General features: G+C 70.3%; 18 protein-coding genes. 7 read left to right on the forward strand and 11 right to left on the reverse strand.

From position 1 onward, the window contains the following. Nucleotides 1–68 precede the first annotated feature (68 nt). Nucleotides 69–314, forward strand: coding sequence for a cell division protein CrgA (locus ABGA98_RS08550; RefSeq protein WP_132505902.1), 246 nt, complete (start codon nt 69–71; stop codon nt 312–314). A gap of 35 nt (nt 315–349) precedes the next feature. On the opposite strand, the gene ABGA98_RS08555 is transcribed toward ABGA98_RS08550, so the two are convergent. Next, nucleotides 350–1,213 carry a rhomboid family intramembrane serine protease gene (locus ABGA98_RS08555; RefSeq protein WP_347617597.1) on the reverse strand — a complete coding sequence of 288 codons (864 nt, stop codon included), beginning with the start codon at nt 1,211–1,213 and terminating at the stop codon, nt 350–352. A gap of 177 nt (nt 1,214–1,390) precedes the next feature. Next, on the reverse strand, nt 1,391–1,930 hold the full coding sequence (locus ABGA98_RS08560; RefSeq protein ID WP_347617598.1) for a peptidylprolyl isomerase: 540 nt from the start codon (nt 1,928–1,930) through the stop codon (nt 1,391–1,393). A gap of 221 nt (nt 1,931–2,151) precedes the next feature. Here ABGA98_RS08560 and ABGA98_RS08565 point away from each other — a divergent pair, with 221 nt between their 5' ends. Then, nucleotides 2,152–2,589 carry a hypothetical protein gene (locus ABGA98_RS08565; RefSeq protein WP_347617599.1) on the forward strand — a complete coding sequence of 146 codons (438 nt, stop codon included), beginning with the start codon at nt 2,152–2,154 and terminating at the stop codon, nt 2,587–2,589. A gap of 111 nt (nt 2,590–2,700) precedes the next feature. Here ABGA98_RS08565 and ABGA98_RS08570 read toward each other — a convergent pair whose 3' ends face one another. Next, on the reverse strand, nt 2,701–3,135 hold the full coding sequence (locus tag ABGA98_RS08570; protein ID WP_347617600.1) for a hypothetical protein: 435 nt from the start codon (nt 3,133–3,135) through the stop codon (nt 2,701–2,703). 124 nt (nt 3,136–3,259) lie between these two features. On the opposite strand from ABGA98_RS08570, the gene ABGA98_RS08575 reads away from it, so the two are divergent. Both ABGA98_RS08575 and ABGA98_RS08580 read left to right on the forward strand, forming a co-directional pair. Continuing rightward, entirely contained in the window at nt 3,260–3,931 is a 672-nt protein-coding gene (locus ABGA98_RS08575) for a response regulator transcription factor (RefSeq protein WP_347617601.1), read from the forward strand. After that, nucleotides 3,928–5,469: an ATP-binding protein gene (locus tag ABGA98_RS08580; protein ID WP_347617602.1), complete on the forward strand. Its 1,542-nt coding sequence runs from the start codon at nt 3,928–3,930 to the stop codon at nt 5,467–5,469. The genes ABGA98_RS08575 and ABGA98_RS08580 overlap by 4 nt, the downstream gene beginning before the upstream one ends. Here ABGA98_RS08580 and ABGA98_RS08585 read toward each other — a convergent pair. From ABGA98_RS08585 to ABGA98_RS08605, 5 genes are all read right to left on the reverse strand, one after another. After that, nucleotides 5,448–6,401: a GNAT family N-acetyltransferase gene (locus ABGA98_RS08585; RefSeq protein WP_347617603.1), complete on the reverse strand. Its 954-nt coding sequence runs from the start codon at nt 6,399–6,401 to the stop codon at nt 5,448–5,450. The genes ABGA98_RS08580 and ABGA98_RS08585 overlap by 22 nt on opposite strands. A gap of 10 nt (nt 6,402–6,411) precedes the next feature. After that, nucleotides 6,412–6,759, reverse strand: coding sequence for a hypothetical protein (locus ABGA98_RS08590; protein WP_347617604.1), 348 nt, complete (start codon nt 6,757–6,759; stop codon nt 6,412–6,414). Next, complete coding sequence (locus ABGA98_RS08595) at nt 6,756–7,133, reverse strand: SgcJ/EcaC family oxidoreductase (RefSeq protein ID WP_347617605.1); 378 nt, start codon at nt 7,131–7,133, stop codon at nt 6,756–6,758. Before ABGA98_RS08595 ends, ABGA98_RS08590 begins: the two co-directional genes overlap by 4 nt. Before the next feature lie 110 nt (nt 7,134–7,243). Continuing rightward, nucleotides 7,244–7,816 (reverse strand): PadR family transcriptional regulator, encoded by a 573-nt coding sequence (locus tag ABGA98_RS08600; protein WP_347617606.1) that lies wholly within the window; start codon nt 7,814–7,816, stop codon nt 7,244–7,246. Between the two features lie 68 nt (nt 7,817–7,884). Next, nucleotides 7,885–8,682 carry an MBL fold metallo-hydrolase gene (locus ABGA98_RS08605; protein WP_347617607.1) on the reverse strand — a complete coding sequence of 266 codons (798 nt, stop codon included), beginning with the start codon at nt 8,680–8,682 and terminating at the stop codon, nt 7,885–7,887. A gap of 31 nt (nt 8,683–8,713) precedes the next feature. Between ABGA98_RS08605 and ABGA98_RS08610 the strand changes: the two genes are divergently transcribed. Then, entirely contained in the window at nt 8,714–9,145 is a 432-nt protein-coding gene (locus ABGA98_RS08610; RefSeq protein ID WP_347617608.1) for a VOC family protein, read from the forward strand. Between the two features lie 265 nt (nt 9,146–9,410). On the opposite strand, the gene ABGA98_RS08615 is transcribed toward ABGA98_RS08610, so the two are convergent. Then, on the reverse strand, nt 9,411–11,282 hold the full coding sequence (locus tag ABGA98_RS08615; protein ID WP_347617609.1) for an NAD(P)/FAD-dependent oxidoreductase: 1,872 nt from the start codon (nt 11,280–11,282) through the stop codon (nt 9,411–9,413). Between the two features lie 191 nt (nt 11,283–11,473). On the opposite strand from ABGA98_RS08615, the gene ABGA98_RS08620 reads away from it, so the two are divergent. Continuing rightward, nucleotides 11,474–11,716 carry a hypothetical protein gene (locus tag ABGA98_RS08620; RefSeq protein WP_347617610.1) on the forward strand — a complete coding sequence of 81 codons (243 nt, stop codon included), beginning with the start codon at nt 11,474–11,476 and terminating at the stop codon, nt 11,714–11,716. Nucleotides 11,717–11,898: 182 nt separating this feature from the next. After that, nucleotides 11,899–13,245 carry a hypothetical protein gene (locus ABGA98_RS08625; protein WP_347617611.1) on the forward strand — a complete coding sequence of 449 codons (1,347 nt, stop codon included), beginning with the start codon at nt 11,899–11,901 and terminating at the stop codon, nt 13,243–13,245. 56 nt (nt 13,246–13,301) lie between these two features. Here ABGA98_RS08625 and ABGA98_RS08630 read toward each other — a convergent pair whose 3' ends face one another. After that, nucleotides 13,302–13,736, reverse strand: coding sequence for a protein-tyrosine phosphatase family protein (locus ABGA98_RS08630; RefSeq protein ID WP_347617612.1), 435 nt, complete (start codon nt 13,734–13,736; stop codon nt 13,302–13,304). Nucleotides 13,737–13,813: 77 nt separating this feature from the next. Further along, nucleotides 13,814–15,562, reverse strand: coding sequence for a serine/threonine-protein kinase (locus ABGA98_RS08635; RefSeq protein WP_347617613.1), 1,749 nt, complete (start codon nt 15,560–15,562; stop codon nt 13,814–13,816). Nucleotides 15,563–15,709 lie beyond the last annotated feature (147 nt).

Raw genomic sequence — 15,709 nt, forward strand, 5'->3', positions numbered from 1 at the left:
CTTCAACTACGCTTACCGAAAGGCCTGTGGACGATCCGGAAGCCCAGGCCCTCAGCAGGAGTTACCCAGTGCCCAAGTCGAAGGCTCGCAAGAAGGCGGTTTACACCCCGCCGCAGAGGTCCCAGCAGGTCAAGGTCAGCCCCCGCTGGCTGGCGCCCACCATGGTCACGGCGTGGATCATCGGCATCCTGTGGATCGCCGTCTATTACGTCGCGCCGCAGACGCCCTTCATCGGCGACCTGCAAAACTGGAATCTGCTGATCGGGTTTGTTTTCATCATCTTCGGTGTGGTGCTTTCCACCCGCTGGCGTTAGTTCTTTCCACAGTCTTTTCCACAGCCTGGGGAAGCTCAGCTCATGGCCAGGATGGCCGACACCCTGACCAGCACGAGCACGGCCAGCAGGATCAGCGCTCCGCCGATCGCCAGCACCTGCCACAGGGTCCTGTTGTTCTTGGGGGCGTAGGCCAGCGCCCCCGCCAGCAGCGAGCCCGTGATCAGTCCGCCGATGTGTCCTGTCCAGCTGATGTTGGGGAAGACGAAGGTGATGACCAGGTTGATCACGATGAGCACGGCGATGCCGCGCACGTCCATGTTGAGCTTGCGGCCCACCACGAACACCGCCCCGAACAGGCCGAAGATGGCTCCGGACGCGCCGACCGTGGGCTGGGTGACCGGGTCGATCCAGAGGCCGAGCACCGAGCCGCCGAGCGCGCTGATCAGGTAGAGGGCGACGAAGCGCGCGTGGCCGAAGGCTCGTTCCAGATAGGGGCCGATGACATAGAGCGCCCAGCAGTTGAACAGGATGTGGAACACGCCGCTGTGCACGAACGCCGCCGTGAGCAGGCGGTGATACTGGTCTCCCAGGGCCACGCCGGCGGGCCACATGGCCAGCTGACCGGTGACCCCCTCGGTGAGATATTGGGCGCCGAAGACCAGGACGTTGATGACCAGGATCGTGTACGTCACGACCGGCGTGCGCACGATGCTGCCGCCGAAGGTCGATTTGGCCTGGCGGATGCCCTTGTTGCCCTCGGCCACGCACTCGGGGCACTGGAAGCCGACCGCCGCGTCACGCATGCAGTCGGGGCAGATGGGACGCTCGCACCGCTGGCAGCGTACCCAGGTCTCCTTGTCGGGGTGCCGGTAGCAGGTGGGCACCGCCTCAGCGGGCTGCTCGGGCTGCGGGGGCGGGCTCGGCGGCTGGCTGGTCATGACCGAAGCCTATGGCTTGTGCGGGGATGCCGCGTGACCGCGGCCTGAGGCCGGCGCGGGAATGCCGTGTGGCCGCGGGCCTGAGGCCGGCGCGGGAATGCAGCCGGCCGCGGGACCGCACCCCGGCGAGGCCGCCGCGGATCGGGCGGCCTCGGAGCGCCGGAGCGTGGTGCCGGGTCAGGCCGGGACGCGGTCGATGGTGACCGACTCCAGGACGACGTCCTCCACGGGGCGGTCGTTGGCGCCGGTGCGGGTCTTCGAGATGGCGTCGACGACGTCCCGGCCCTCGACGACCTCGCCGAAGATCGTGTGCTTGCGGTTGAGGTGCCGCAACGGCGCGTGGACCGTCACGAAGAACTGCGAGCCGTTGGTGCCCTTGCCGAAGCGGATGCCCGCGTTGGCCATGGCCAGCAGGTAGGGGCGGTCGAAGAGGAGCTCGGGGTGGATCTCGTCGTCGAACTCGTAGCCGGGGCCGCCGACGCCCTGGCCCAGCGGGTCACCGCCCTGGATCATGAAGCCGGAGATCACCCGGTGGAAGATCGTGCCGTCGTAGTAGGGGCCGACGCCCTTCTCCCCGGTGCCCGGGTGGGTCCACTCGCGCGTGCCCTCGGCGAGCTCGACGAAGTTTCGCACCGTTTTCGGGGCCTTGTTGGGAAAGAGCTCTATTTTGATGGTGCCGCGATTGGTCTGCAGGTTAGCGATCAGCTTCTCAGCCACGAGACAGCTGCCCCCCTCTATGTACAGGGTTGATTCGTCATGTTCTGAGGACTATGGCCGTACGGCCTGCCCGGGCCATCCTCCCACGGACGGCCATGATTGAGCCGCCTTGTCCAGGGAAGGTCAGGCTCGGGCACCCAACGACAGGGGAGGTTGTCGTGTCCCTGACAATGAAGAAACGCCGCGTGGTAGTGGAGATTCCCGCCACATGGATGGGCCGTATGAGGGCCCAGGCCGTCCGTACGGGCCACCGTATGGCGCCGATGGCGGACCAGGCCAAAGTGGTCACCGCCCGGCGCATCGAGGACGCCCGCTACTGGGCGGCGCCGCGGCTGGAGTCCGCGGCACACGGGTTCGAGGAGCAACTCGCCCCCAAGGTCAGCCACATGCTGACCACGGCGGCCAGGAAGGTCGACCCCAAGCCCGAGCGGTCGCGGCGATGGCCGATGCTCATGCTGCTGACCGGCCTCACGGTGGGGTCGATCGGCTACATGTTCTACCGCCGCAACGCCCAGCAGTGGACCGAGCACATGAAGGACTCCGCTTCCGATGCGTCACGCTGGGTCAACGAGAGTGCGAGCACGACCGCGGAGTCGGCGGACCGGATGGCCACGAAGGCGTCCACCAAGGCGGATGAGGCGTCTCGTAAGATGTTTTGAGTTCGCTGGGAAGCGCGACCCCTGTCGACAGGGGGCGCGCTTCCGTTGTGCCGAGGGCCGCATCGACGTTCGCGGCGCGGGTCCGCAGCCGTCGTCAGCGGAGTGACCCGGTTACTCGACCTTCTCGCACTCGATCTCGACGGTCCTGGCCACGCCCTTGGGTGCGTCGGCGTGCTCCCTGATCAGCACTCCCTCGGCCGGCAGGGCGGGCGCCGCCACCGCGTAACCGTCCTTGATCCGCGCGCGCCGTTCCGCCTCGTCCTCGGGGAGCGGCAGGGCCTTCACCTCCGCGGCCGGGTCGCCGTCCCGGAGCGCCACCGTCTCCCCGGGCTCGGCCTTCCTGACCTCGCCGTCGGGGCGAGTCGCCTTGAATCCCTTCACGGGCCGGACCTTGAACATCTCGATGGTCTTGCCGTCGCTCGTCTTGCAGATCACCTTCGTGCCGGCGGTGGGGCTGGCGGGCTCGTCGGCCAGGGCCGAGCCGGCCAGCCCGGTCACGGCCAGGGTGGCAACGGCGGCGAGGACCGCGAGACGTCGCTTGAACATGGTTCTCCTTACTCGATGTCGATCGAACGCCTCCGAGCGTGCTCGCGCGTACCTGAAGCGACCCTGAAGAGACCCGAAACGATCTTCAGGTTGGCTTTAGGTGCGCTGCGGCACTCTTGTGCGTGTGCGAGTGCTACTGGTGGAGGACGAGGAGCGGCTGGCCGACCTGGTGAAGGGCGGCCTGGCCGGTGAGGGCTTCGCGGTGGACGTGGCGCACGACGGGCGCGACGGGCTCTGGATGGCCACCGAGAACACGTACGACGTGATCGTGCTCGACGTGATGTTGCCCAGGATGAACGGCTACGCCGTCTGCTCCAAGCTGCGCGAGGCGGGCGACTGGACGCCGATCATGATGCTCACCGCCAAGGACGGCATCTACGACGAGGCCGAGGCGCTCGACAACGGCGCCGACGACTACCTGGCCAAGCCGTTCTCCTACGTGGTGCTGCTGGCCAGGCTGCGGGCGCTGGTACGGCGGGGCGGGCGGGAGCGGCCCGTGTCGATCAGCGTGGGCGACCTGGTGATCGACCCGGCCGGGCTGCGCTGCCACCGGGGCGCGGCGGGGATCGCGCTGACGCCGAAGGAGTTCGCGGTGCTGCACGCGCTGGCGCGGCGGGCCGGCGAGGTGGTGTCCAAGAGCGAGCTGCTGGCCCAGGCGTGGGACTTCTCCTACGACGGCGACCCGAACATCGTCGAGGTCTACATCAGCGCCCTGCGCCGCAAGATCGACGTGCCGTTCGGCCGGACGACGCTCGTGACGGTGCGCGGGGCCGGCTACCGGCTGGAGGCGGCATGAAACGGCTGAGGCTTCCGTTCCCGGGGCTGTCTTCGCGGCCGTCGTCTTCGAAGTCCTCGGAGCGGTCGGCCTCGGAGCGGTCGGCCTCGGAGCGGTCGGCCTCGGGGCTGTCGTCCGTACGGCTGCGGGCGACCGCCGCGGCGACGCTCGTGGTGGCGCTCGCGCTCGGCGCCGTCGCCCTGGGGCTGGTGGCGGTGCTGCGGGGCAGCCTGGAACGCAGCGCCGACGCCGCGGCGGTCAGGAAGGCCGTGGAGGCGGTGCCGTACGCGCAGACCTTGTCGGTCGTGCCCGCCCAAAGGGTCACCCCGCCGACCGCCGGGTCCCTCACCGGGTTCCGCCCGGTGCAGGAAGCCACCGAGCCGCCCGCCGGGCCGTCCGGCCCCGCGGGGAAGGCGGAGCCGAGCGGCGAACGGCCGGCGGGCGCGGAGAGCACAAGAGAGCTGATCTACGGGAGCGACGGCGCGGCGGTCAGGATCGCCGACCCCGACGTCATGCTGACCAAGGCGAAACCCGCGCCCGCCGCGACCGTCGAATGGGCCGAGCCCGGCGAGTACGCCATCGCCGGCGTCGAGGTGAGCACGGAGGCCGGCCCTGCGATGGTGTGGTCAAGGGTTTCCCTGGCGAGCGCCGAGGACGCCCTGAACACGCTGTACGGCGCCCTGCTGCCCGGCGTGCCCGCCGTGCTGGCCGTGGTGGCCGGGATGACCTGGTTCTCGGTGGGCCGCGCGCTGGCACCCGTGGCCGCGATCAGGGCGAAGGTGTCCGACATCACGGCCAGGGACCTGCACCAGCGGGTGCCCGTACCTGATTCCAAGGACGAGATCGCCGCGCTGGCCACCACCGTCAACGCGACGCTCGACCGGCTGGAGACGGCGGTGGGCACCCACAAGAGGTTCGTCGCCGACGCGGCTCACGAGCTGCGCAGCCCGATCGCCACCCTGCGCGCCCGGCTGGAGCTGGCCGAGCGGAGCGAGCTCACCCAGGAGGCGCTGGCCGACGTCGAACGCCTGCAGTCCCTGGCCGCCGACCTGCTCATGCTGGCCAAGCTGGACGCGGGCGAGCCGCCGCGCACGACGGAGCTGGACCTGGGGCAGGTGGCGGCCGAGGAGTCGCTGCGGGTCAGGCGGCGGGCCGACGTGCGGGTGGAGCTCGACGTCGAGCCCGACGTGGTGATGAAGGGCTCGCGGGCGCATCTCGACCGCCTGGTGACCAACCTGGTCGACAACGCGGTCCGGCACGCCGCCTCCACCGTGCGGGTGGGGGTGCGCGCCGAAGGTGATCAGGCGGTGCTCGAAGTGGCCGACGACGGGCCCGGGATCCCGCCGGAGCACAGGGAGGCGGTCTTCGACCGGTTCACCCGGCTGGACGAGGCCCGCGCCCGGGACGCGGGCGGCGCCGGGCTGGGGCTGCCGATCGCCCGCGACATCGCCGCCCTGCACGACGGGACCCTGGTGTACGAAGATGCCGGATTTATCGCGAGATTTTCCCTGAGCCCGGCCGAGGCCGCCAGCGGAGGTCAGGGGAGAGAGCGGAGGTAACTGGTGCAGCGACGCGTGACGGCGAAGCCCGACCCGGTGTAGACGCTGACCGCCCCGGTGGGGTTGTGGGCGTCGACGCCGAGCCCGGTGCTGGTGTAGCCCTGGGCGGCGAAGGCGGACAGGGCGTGCGCGATCAGCGCGCTCGCCACGCCCTTGCCGCGCCACTCCTTCAGCGTGCCGACGATCTGGATCCAGGCCTGGCGCTCACCGGTCAGGGCGAACTTGTGGTCGAAGAAGTGGGTGACCAGCACGCCCACCGGCTGGTCGCCGGCCAGGGCGACGAACGTGGCCTCGGGGACGAAGTTGCGCGAGCCGGTCAGGCTGTGGCGCCAGCTCTCGGGGGTGTGCGGCACGCTGCCCCAGTGGTCGCGGAACGCCTCGTTGCGCACGTGGCGGGCGCCGTCGTCGAGCTCGGGCGACCAGGCGACGATCGACACGCCCTCGGGCGGGCGCGCCGAGGGCAGGTCACCGGTCAGGGACCGCTCCATGCGGGCGAAATAGCGTGTGGCGGTGAACCCGGTGTTCTCCGCGAGCACCCGCGTCCCCGGCAGGTGGTCGTAGACGTCGAACGAGACCTCCACCGGCAGCCCGGGATGAACCCGCGCGCTCACCCCGGGCGCCGCGCGCAGGCTCCAGTCGATGACCCGCCGGCCCAGCCCTCGCCTGCGGTAGGCCGGGTGCACGCCGCCCCACAAGTGCATGAGGTGCACGTCGCCGGCGGACTGCCGGGCCGGGAGGCAGCCGAAGGCGACGATCCGGTCGCCGTCTCTGGCCGCCAGCGTGCCCTCGGTCATGTCGAGCAGGCGGGAGGAGAGCCGCTCCGCCACGTCGTCGGCGCCGTAGACGTCACCGGTCATGTCCTCGGCCTCGATGGCGGCCGAGAGCTCGGCCAAGGGCCGGGCGTCCTCCCGTGTCAGCGGTCCCCATTCCATACCGGGGAGCCTAGGTGAGCCGGGTCGGGCACCCCAACTTCTCTCCGATGCGGGCCAGTCCCTCGGCGAACGCCTGGCGCGTCCGCCGGTCGAAACCGATGAAGAGCCGGTTGGCCAGCGGCACGCCCCACCGCAGCCACTCGGCCACGTTGTAGACGCGGTGGACGACGCGGGCGCCCTCGGGGTGGGCGGTGACCGACCATTCGCCGCGGTACCACCAGCCGCCCTGGTAGGCGACGGTGTGCTCGCCCACTTCGGTCTTCACCGCGCCGCCTGGCCCCTGGCCGAGCAGGGCCTGCCACACCTGCTCGACGGGGGCCGCGACCACGCCGGTGACCTCGGTGACCAGCTTCTTCACGGCCGCTGCACCCGGGTGTTCTGGAACGAGGCGAAGCGCCAGCCCTCAGGGGTGCGCAGGGCGGTGAGGGTGATGATGGAGGCGCGGCTCGGGTCGGGCTCGCCGTCCACGGTGGAGCCGCCGCCCGAGATCACCAGGGCGACGTCGTCGGACAGCTCCTTGACCAGCGGCGCCCGGTCCGCGGGTGCGAGCTTGATCGGGGTCTCGAACAGCTTCCTGTGCGTGTCCTCGATGGCCTGCCTGCCGCGCAGGTGCAGGCCGAAGAACGTGATGTACTCGGCGTCCTGCGTGAACAACTCGGCGTACGCCCTGGCGTCCCCGGCGTTCCAGGTCTCCGTCATGCGGGCGAGCAGGTGGGCGACTTCTGCGGACATGGCACTGCTCCTTCTGTCGCGGCGCCTATCCTGTGAATGCGAGTTCGGGCAGGGCAGGCGCCTTGTTCGGGTTTACGGCCGCCGGGGTGTTGGCGCACTCCGGCGGCCTTTCACATCTCGATCGTGGGGGCCCAGTCGAGCTCCCCCTTGCCGAGGCGGTCGAGCAGCCCGGTGATCCAGCCGAGTTCGGCGGTGTAGAGCGCCTGCTCGTACTCGATCTCGAGCATGAGGACGCGCGGCAGGCCGCCGGCGTCGAGCGCGCGCATGTGGGCGTCCAGCCCGGCCAGGATGCCCTCGATCGCGGCCCCGCGGCTGCGCAGCGCGCGCTGCGCGTCCGCCAGCGGGAGGCAGCCCATGAGGGAGACGGCCGCGACGAACGTGAGCCGGTTGGGGTCGGGCGTCTCCAGCAGCCGGCGCAGCCGGGTGGCCAGCTCCTCACGGCCCTCGTCGGTGATCTCGTAGACCGTGCGCTCCGGCCTGCGGCCCTCGCGGCCGGTGCCCGCGGGCACGATCAGCTCGTCCTTCGCCAGCCGCTCGACGGCGTGGTAGAGGCTGCGTGGCAGGCCGGTGATGAAGTCCTTGTGCGTGTCGACGATGAACCGGTGCAGCTCGTACGGATGAGCGGCGCGCACCGTGAGCATGGCCAGCACGGTGAGGCCGACCAGGTCGTGCCGTCGCGCCATGCCGCCTCCTTCTATATTGCAAAATGCAATATAGCGCGACGATGCCGGCCGTGTCGACCGCAGGCCCCTCAGGCCGCGTCGAGCTGCATGAACGCGCGGTCGATCGCCTGCCTGGTCACGTCCTCCGGATAGGGGAAGAGCCTGATCAGGTCGCGCAATCCCTCCACGTGGGCCCGCTCGGCCAGCTCGGCCACCAGGGCCAGCTCCTCGCGCTGCGCCAGCGCGTACGCCCGGTCCACCACCGCGCCGTGCCCCGGCACGACCACCGGCTCGGGCATCTCCTCCAGCATCTTCCCCACCGTCAGCGGCCAGTCGAGCGGGTAGGAGTCGCTGAACGCCGGAGGCGCGCCCTCCTCCACCAGGTCACCGGCGAACACCACCCCCGCGTCGGGAACCTGCACGACGACGTCGTTACTGCTGTGCCCGAGCCCGAAATGCCGCAGGTGCACCATGCGGCCGCCGATGTCGAGACCGGCCGCGGCGCTGAACGTCTGGTCCGGGGGCACGATGGTGAGCTCCTCCAGGTCGTCGCGCAGCTCCGGCGAGCCGCCTATGACAGAGGCGCGCTGCTGCTCGCCGTACAGCTCCAGCTCCTCCGCGCACCTGACGTGGCCCCAGATCTCCGCGGGACGGAAGAGGGCGTTGCCGAAGCAGTGGTCGAAGTGGGAGTGGCTGTTGACGACCGTCCACGGCGCGGAGGTGATCGTCCTGATCGCCGCGATCAGGTCCGCCGCCTCCCGGTACGACGTGCGCGTGTCGAGCACCAGGCAGTGCCCGTCACCAACGACCAGACCCACGTTCATGTCGTACGACCGATGGCGCCGGACGTAGACCCGGTCACCGACCTCCTGCCACTGCTCACTCATGCCCACGAACCCTACTTTTAGCATTGGACTCATGGCATATGACTTCCAAGTCGTCATCGACACGGTCGACCCGCATCCCCTCGCCGACTGGTGGGCCGACGCACTCGGCTGGCAGGTGGAGCCCTCGAACGAGGCGTTCATCCGCGCCATGATCGAGAAGGGTCACGCCACCGACGACGACACCACCACGCACAACGGCGCGCTGGTGTGGAAGGCGGGCGCGGCCATCAGGCACCCCGACGGGCTCGAACGCGCACCTCGCGTGCTGTTCCAGCTCGTGGCCGAGCCCAAGACGGCCAAGAACCGCGTGCACCTCGACGTACGCGTGGGCGCCGACAACATCGAGCCCGTGGTCGAGCGGCTGGCCGCGAAGGGGGCGAAGGTGCTGCACCGCGGCCGCCAGGGGCCCAACTGGTGGATCACCATCGCCGACCCCGAGGGCAACGAGCTCTGCATCACCTGAGCACCGTCCGGTCAGCCCCGCAGGTACGCCGGCACCGCCAGCACCCTGCGGTGCCCGTCGGCGGCGGGCGGCACGGCTCCCGCGACGACCGCCGCACCCACGGCGAAGCCCTGGGCGACTCGATGAGCGTCACGGCGATGGCGGCGAGTGCCGTCAGCACGACCGTGGCCGGCGGGGCGAACGCAGCGCCGACATGGCCCTGGCGGCCGAGCACTACCGGCAGACCGTCTCGGGCAACGGTGACGCCCGCTGAATGATGCTCCTGTCATCTCTGGTCAGAAGCTTCGCCGTCATCGCTCGGTCCGACGGTGGGATCGGATCGGGACTGACATTGGGCGCCGTACCGGAATTCCAGCCCCTCGAACGCGCCCGACGTACGCCAGCGATCGATGTAGTCGAAGTACGCCATGGCCCCGTGCGGATAGCCGGCGTTGAGCCAGCTGCGCAGGCCGAGGTCCCGACCCTCGTTGTTGTAGTAGCCCGGCGTGCAGTCGGGGGAGCCGAGGATCCCGCCGCCGCCTGACAGCAGCAGCTCGATCCAGGCGTCCTCGGCCTCCTTGGTGACCTCGATCTCGCCGTAACCGTGGTCGAGGGCGTGCCGGATGGTGAGCGCGATGGTCCTGCCCGCCTCCGTGAGGTTGTGCGGGATGTTGGAGATGAGGTTCGCGCCCTGCGTCGGCTGGACGAGGAAGACGTTGGGGAAGCCGTGCACGTGAATGCCGTGCAGCGTGCGCATGCCCTCCGCCCAGCGGTCCGACAGCCTGACCCCGTCGCGTCCCGTCACCTCGTAGCCCGCGCGGCGGGTGTAGTCGGTGCCCACCTCGAAGCCGGAGGCGTAGATGATGCAGTCGACTTCGTACTCCCTGCCCGCGGCCACGACCCCCTTCTCGGTGATGCGTTCCACGCCCTTGCCGTCGGTGTCGACGAGGTGGGTGCCGGGGACGTTGAAGGCCTGCAGGTATTCGTCGTGGAAGCAGGGGCGCTTGCAGAGCTGGCGATACCACGCCTTGAGCTTCTGCGCGGTCTCCCTGTCGGTGACGATGGAGTCGACGCGGGCGCGGATCTCCTCCATCTTCTCGAAGTCGGAGTCCTCGAACGCGGCCAGCATGTGCTCCGTCGTACGTTTCGCCGGCGGGAGCGCCTGGATGCGCGAGCGCACGCGGCGGGCGAGATCGGTCCAACCGTCCATGACCAGGTCCTCGTCTGCCTGCGCGCCGGTCTGGTTGGCGGTGAAGTTCTCCAGCCAGCGCTGCTGCCATCCGGGGGTCGCGACCCGGGCGAACCACTCGGGGTCGGTCGGCCGGTTGTCCCGCACGTCGACCGATGAGGGCGTGCGCTGGAAGACGTACAGCTCCGCGCAGGCCCGCGCCAGGTGCGGCACGGACTGTACGGCCGTCGCGCCGGTGCCGATGACGGCTACGCGCTTGTCGGCCAGCCGGTCCAGGGGCGCGCCCGAGGGGTCGCCGCCGGTGTAGGCGTAGTCCCAGCGGCTCGTGTGGAACGCGTGCCCGCGGAACGTCTGGATGCCCGGGATGCCGGGGAGTTTGGGCACGTGCAGCGGGCCGATGCCCATGGTGACGAATCGGGCGGTGAAGTGGTCGCCCCGGTTCGTGCTGATGCGGCAGCGGGAGCGGGCCGTGTCCCATTCGAGGCTCTTGACCTCGGTGTGGAGGAGGGCGTTGTCGTACAGGCCGAAGTGTTTGCCGATGCGGCGGCAGTGTTCGAGGATCTCGGGCGCGTGCGCGTACTTCTCCGTCGGCATGTGCCCGGTCTCCTCGAGCAGCGGCATGTACACGTACGAGGCCGTGTCGCACTGCGCGCCCGGGTAGCGGTTCCAGTACCAGGTGCCGCCGAAGTCACCGCCCTTCTCGACGACGCGCACGTCCTCCACGCCGGCCTCCTTCAGCCGCGCGCCGGTGACGAGCCCGGCGAAGCCGCCGCCGATGACGGCGACCGTCACGTGGTCGGTCTTCGGCGGGCGTTCGGTGACGGGGGTGTAGGGGTCGTCGAGGTAGTGCGCGAAGCGGCCGGTGAGGCGGAGGTACTGGTCGTTGCCGTCCGGACGCAGCCGCTTGTCACGCTCTTCCCGATATTTCAGGCGAAGTGCCTTTTTGTCGATAATCGGGCGATTGGTCATGCATCCTCCGCAACGAGTGGCCAGGACGCTGGGGCACCAATTCCAGAATGACATTCGGGAAAACCCTCCGGCAAGCCGAGTCCCCGATCGCGCTCAGGCGTCCCGCTGCGTCACGAAGGTTCCCTTGCCGTGCACGGCTCGGACCAGTCCGCGCAGAGCTGGACCTGTCGAACATGTGGGGTGTGGCTCGGATGACCACCCGCCGCGCGATTCGCGAGCTGAGCGATCGCTTCGTGGCTCACGTCTTCAAGGTCGGTTCGCTTGATGCCCGGGACGCGTACCTAACGATCGACGTCAACGACGCCTACGACTGGCTGGATGAGCATGTCGGCGATGGTCACTATGGCGACATTGCGGTCTACGACATCTCGTTTCCAAGCAAGCGCGAGCCGACCCTCGTCAAGACCCTTTCCGGCACCCGCAGGCGTGTGTAGCCGGGGCGCCCGCAGGAAGCCCTCCGTACGATCTCGGACAGCACAAGAGCCACTATCCACACCTGGTGGCTACCTGCCGGCCCTCGTGCCCCTGTGGCGGCGGATCGGGGCGATCCCGGCCCCCGCTCGGTGACCGGAACACCCACTATTGTGGGGGCCCCGGCTCACGAGGAAGCGGATTCATGTTGGCTCATCGCGCACTGGTCATCGCCATGCTGCCCGCGATCGGGCTCCGCGTGCTCACCCTGCTCGGGTTCCCGCCGGCGCTGCTCTTCTACGGCGACTCGTTCGCGTTCCTCAGCGAGGAGCTGGCGCCGGGCACCACACGGCCGTCCGGATATTCGCTGCTCCTGGCGCTGCTTCGCCCCGCACACAGCCTGACCCTGGTGACGGTACTGCAGCACCTGCTGGTGCTGGGGCTCGCCGTGGCGATCTACGCGCTGCTGCGGCGCCGCGGCCTGCCGGGCTGGGGGGCCGCGCTGCTGGTCACGCCGCTGCTGTACGACGAGTTCATGCTGCTCCTCGAGCACATGATCATGGCGGACGCGATCTTCATCGTGCTCGTCACCGCCGCGGTCGTGCTCATCGTCCGGCGCGTCAGCCCGGCCACGGCCGCCATCGGCGGGCTGCTGCTCGGCCTGGCCGGCATCACCAGGACCGTCGGGCTGCCGCTGCTCATCCTGGTCGCCGCCTACCTGCTGATCCGCCGGTACGGCTGGCGCCCGCTGGTGGCGCTGCTGGTCGCCGGTGCTATCCCGCTCGGCGCGTACGCGACGTGGATGAAGGTGGAGAAGGGCAAGTTCGGGCTGACCGAGGCCGACGGCAACTTCCTGTGGTCGCGGACCATGAGCTTCGCCGACTGCGGCGTGATCAGGCCTCCAGAGCGGCTGGCCGTGCTCTGCCCCGACATGCCGGTGGAGCAGCGGCCCTACCCGCCGCACTGGCTCTGGGAGGACTTCTCGCCGCTGCTCAAGGTGCCGGGCAAGGCCAACCGCAACCAGCTCGCCGGCGAGTTCGCCAGGATGGCGATCCTGGCCCAGCCCGGCGACTATCTGGCCGCGGCGGCGACCGACCTCGGGCAGTTGCTGCGCTGGGAACGCACGGCCGTGGACGAGAAGACCCCCTACAAGCTCCCCGAGTCGGAGCGGCCGATCAACGAGTCGGTGCGCGACGTGGCGGAGTCGTACGAAGCGGGGCCGGCCGCGACCCGGGTGGTGGAACCGGTCGCGGGGTGGCTGCGCGCGTACCAGCGGTTCGGTTACGTGCCCTTCCCGCTGCTCATGCTGGCCCTCGGCGGCGCCCTGGTCGCGGCGGTGGTGTGGCGGCGGTGGGACGCGCTCCTGCCCGGGGTCGCGGCGCTCGCGCTGGTCGCCTCGCCGCCCTTCCTGGCCGCCTACGACGTCAGATATGTGATCCCGGCGATCCCGCTGGTGTGCCTCGCCGTGGGGCTGGCCCTCGGCACCCGCTCACCGTCGCGCCAGGACCCGGCCGCCGCCGAACCCGAGCCCGCCGGTCACGCTCGGGCCTGAGGCAGGCCGCCTGGTAACGCACGGGCGTGAGCCAGCCGACGTTCGCGTGCAGGCCGCTAGGCCGAAGGGAAGCCGCGGACGAAGCGGCGCTGCCACGGGGTCTCGACGGCGCCCTTGGCGTAGTGCTCGCGTACGTAGGCGACCGCCTGGTCGCCGGGCACGCCGTCGAGCACCGCCAGGCAGGCCAGAGCCGTGCCGGTGCGGCCCCGGCCGCCCCCGCAGGCGATCTCGACGCGCTCCGACCCGGCACGCCGCAGCGCCTCGCGCAGGGCCTCGATGGTCGCGTGCCGGTCGGACGGCAGCCAGAAGTCGGGCCAGCGCAGCCACCGGTGTTGCCAGCCGACCTCCGGCGGGCGGCGGCCCAGGAGATAGAGGGCGAAGGCGGGCTCCGGCCCTTCGGGCAGCGGATGCCTGAGCCCCCGGCCGCGCACCAGACGCCCCGAGGGCAGTCGCATGACGCCCTTCGCCGCTGGATCCCAGGTATCGGCCATGACGCGAGCGTAGACGTACGGGCGGGCACGGTGGCGGCATTCGGCTTCCGGCTGATCAGGAAGGCCCTCGGGTGCTGCTAGTCGATGGGGAGGTTCTTGAAGGTGCCCAGATCCAGCAGGTCGAGGTCGGCTTTCTCGGCCTTCCCTCCCGGCACGTCGGGGAAGATCGCGTGGAGGGTGACCGACTCGTTCGGGTCGATGGCGTTGGCGTGGCTCGACCACTGCGTGCACGAGCAGGACTCGCTTGTCCCGTCGGGGAAGACCCGCTCGGTCGTGCCGGACGGAGTCAGGGTGACGGCCTGGAGGTTCCACGCCGGCCTGCCCAGCATCGAATAGAAGTCAGCGCTCGCACCGGTGGAGCTGAGGTTCGTGAGCGACCCTTCGAAGCGGATATCGCCGCCCCACCGGTGGAGCGATTTGATCGTGAGGGAGAGCGGCACCCGCTCCCCTGACGCGTTCGTCATCGACGTGTCGCGTTGCGCGAGGGCGTCCGGATCACGAGGCGGGCGGGTGACCGACGGTGTGAGGGTGGCGGCGACCGGCTGGGAGCCCGCGGCGGTCACCCGGCCATCCGCGGGTGGGCCGGTCTGCAACGTCTGCCACAACACGGTTGCCGTACCCGCCGACGCCAGCAGCACGGCGCCGATCGCCGCCGCCGGCCGGCCCCACCGCCGGCGCGGCAGCCGCTCCCAGCCCTGCAGGGACAGGAGCGGAGAGCCAGGCCAGAACCGGCGCGAGGATTCCAGCCAGAACCGGCGCGAGGATTGCGAACCGGACCGGCTTGGAGCCGACACCGGGTCCGCGGTCCCGGGCGAGCGGTCGGAGCCTCCAAGCCTCTCGGACGACGGATCCGAGCCGCCAGGCAACCCGGACGAGAAGTCCGGGCCATCAGGAAGCCCGGACGCGGGGTCAGGGCCACCAGGCAACCCGGACGATGGATCCGGGCCATCAGGAAGCCCGGACGCGGGGTCAGGGCCGTCGAGCAGGCGGGCCGACCAGGAATCGCTCACCAGGTGCGTCGCCGTGGCCGCCTTGATCGCCTCGCGGCCGAGCAGGCGGTCGAGGAGCTGCTGGGCCGTCGGCCGCCGCTCCGGCTCCTTGGCCAGCGCCTGCTCCACCAGCGGCCGCAGCCGCTCGTCCATGCCGCGCAGGTCGGGTGCGTAGTGAACCACCCTGAACAGCACCTCCGGCGCGCCGCCCGTGCCGAACGGCGCCCGCCCGGTGGCCGCGTACGCCACCACGCCGCCCCAGGCGAACACGTCGCCGGCCGCCGTGACCTGCTCGCCGGTGGCCTGCTCCGGCGACATGTAAGCGGGAGTGCCCACGATCGACGCGGACCGGGTCGCGTCCGGCTCCACCAGCTGGGCGATGCCGAAGTCGATCACGCGCGGTCCCACGGAGCTGAGCAGGATGTTGGCGGGTTTGAGATCGCGGTGCACGACGCCGGCCTGGTGGATGGCGGTGAGCGCGGTCGCCACGCCCACCGCGAGCGCCTCCAGGTCGGCCCCCGTCATGGGCCCCTTCTTCTTGATCTCGCCGGCCAGGTCGGGGCCCTCGACGTAGTCGGTGACGAGGTAGGGGACGTCGCCGTCGATGCCCGCGTCCAGCACGGGGGCCGTACAGAAGCGTGCCACGCTCCGCGCCGCCTCGATCTCCCTGGTGAACCGGCGCCTGAAGTCGGCGTCGGCGCCCAGGCCTGGGCGGAGTGTCTTGAGCGCGACGAGCTTCGACTCGCGATCGCGGGCGAGGTACACGATGCCCATCCCGCCCTCCCCCAGCGGGCGAACGATGGTGTACGGGCCGATGTGCTGGGGTTCGTGACTCACAGTGGTGATTGTTCCGAAAGATCCTTGGCGACAGGTAGCAGATCGCTTGATTCCGCGAGCCCTCGAACGGGGCGACGATCAAGGTGGCCGGCCCGCCCACAACACTGGGACCGAAATGTCCGATTTACGAAGAAATCAGAAATCGAG

Origin of the sequence: Nonomuraea sp. B1E8, from assembly GCF_039871515.1 — a bacterium.
In the GTDB taxonomy this organism is placed as follows: domain Bacteria; phylum Actinomycetota; class Actinomycetes; order Streptosporangiales; family Streptosporangiaceae; genus Nonomuraea.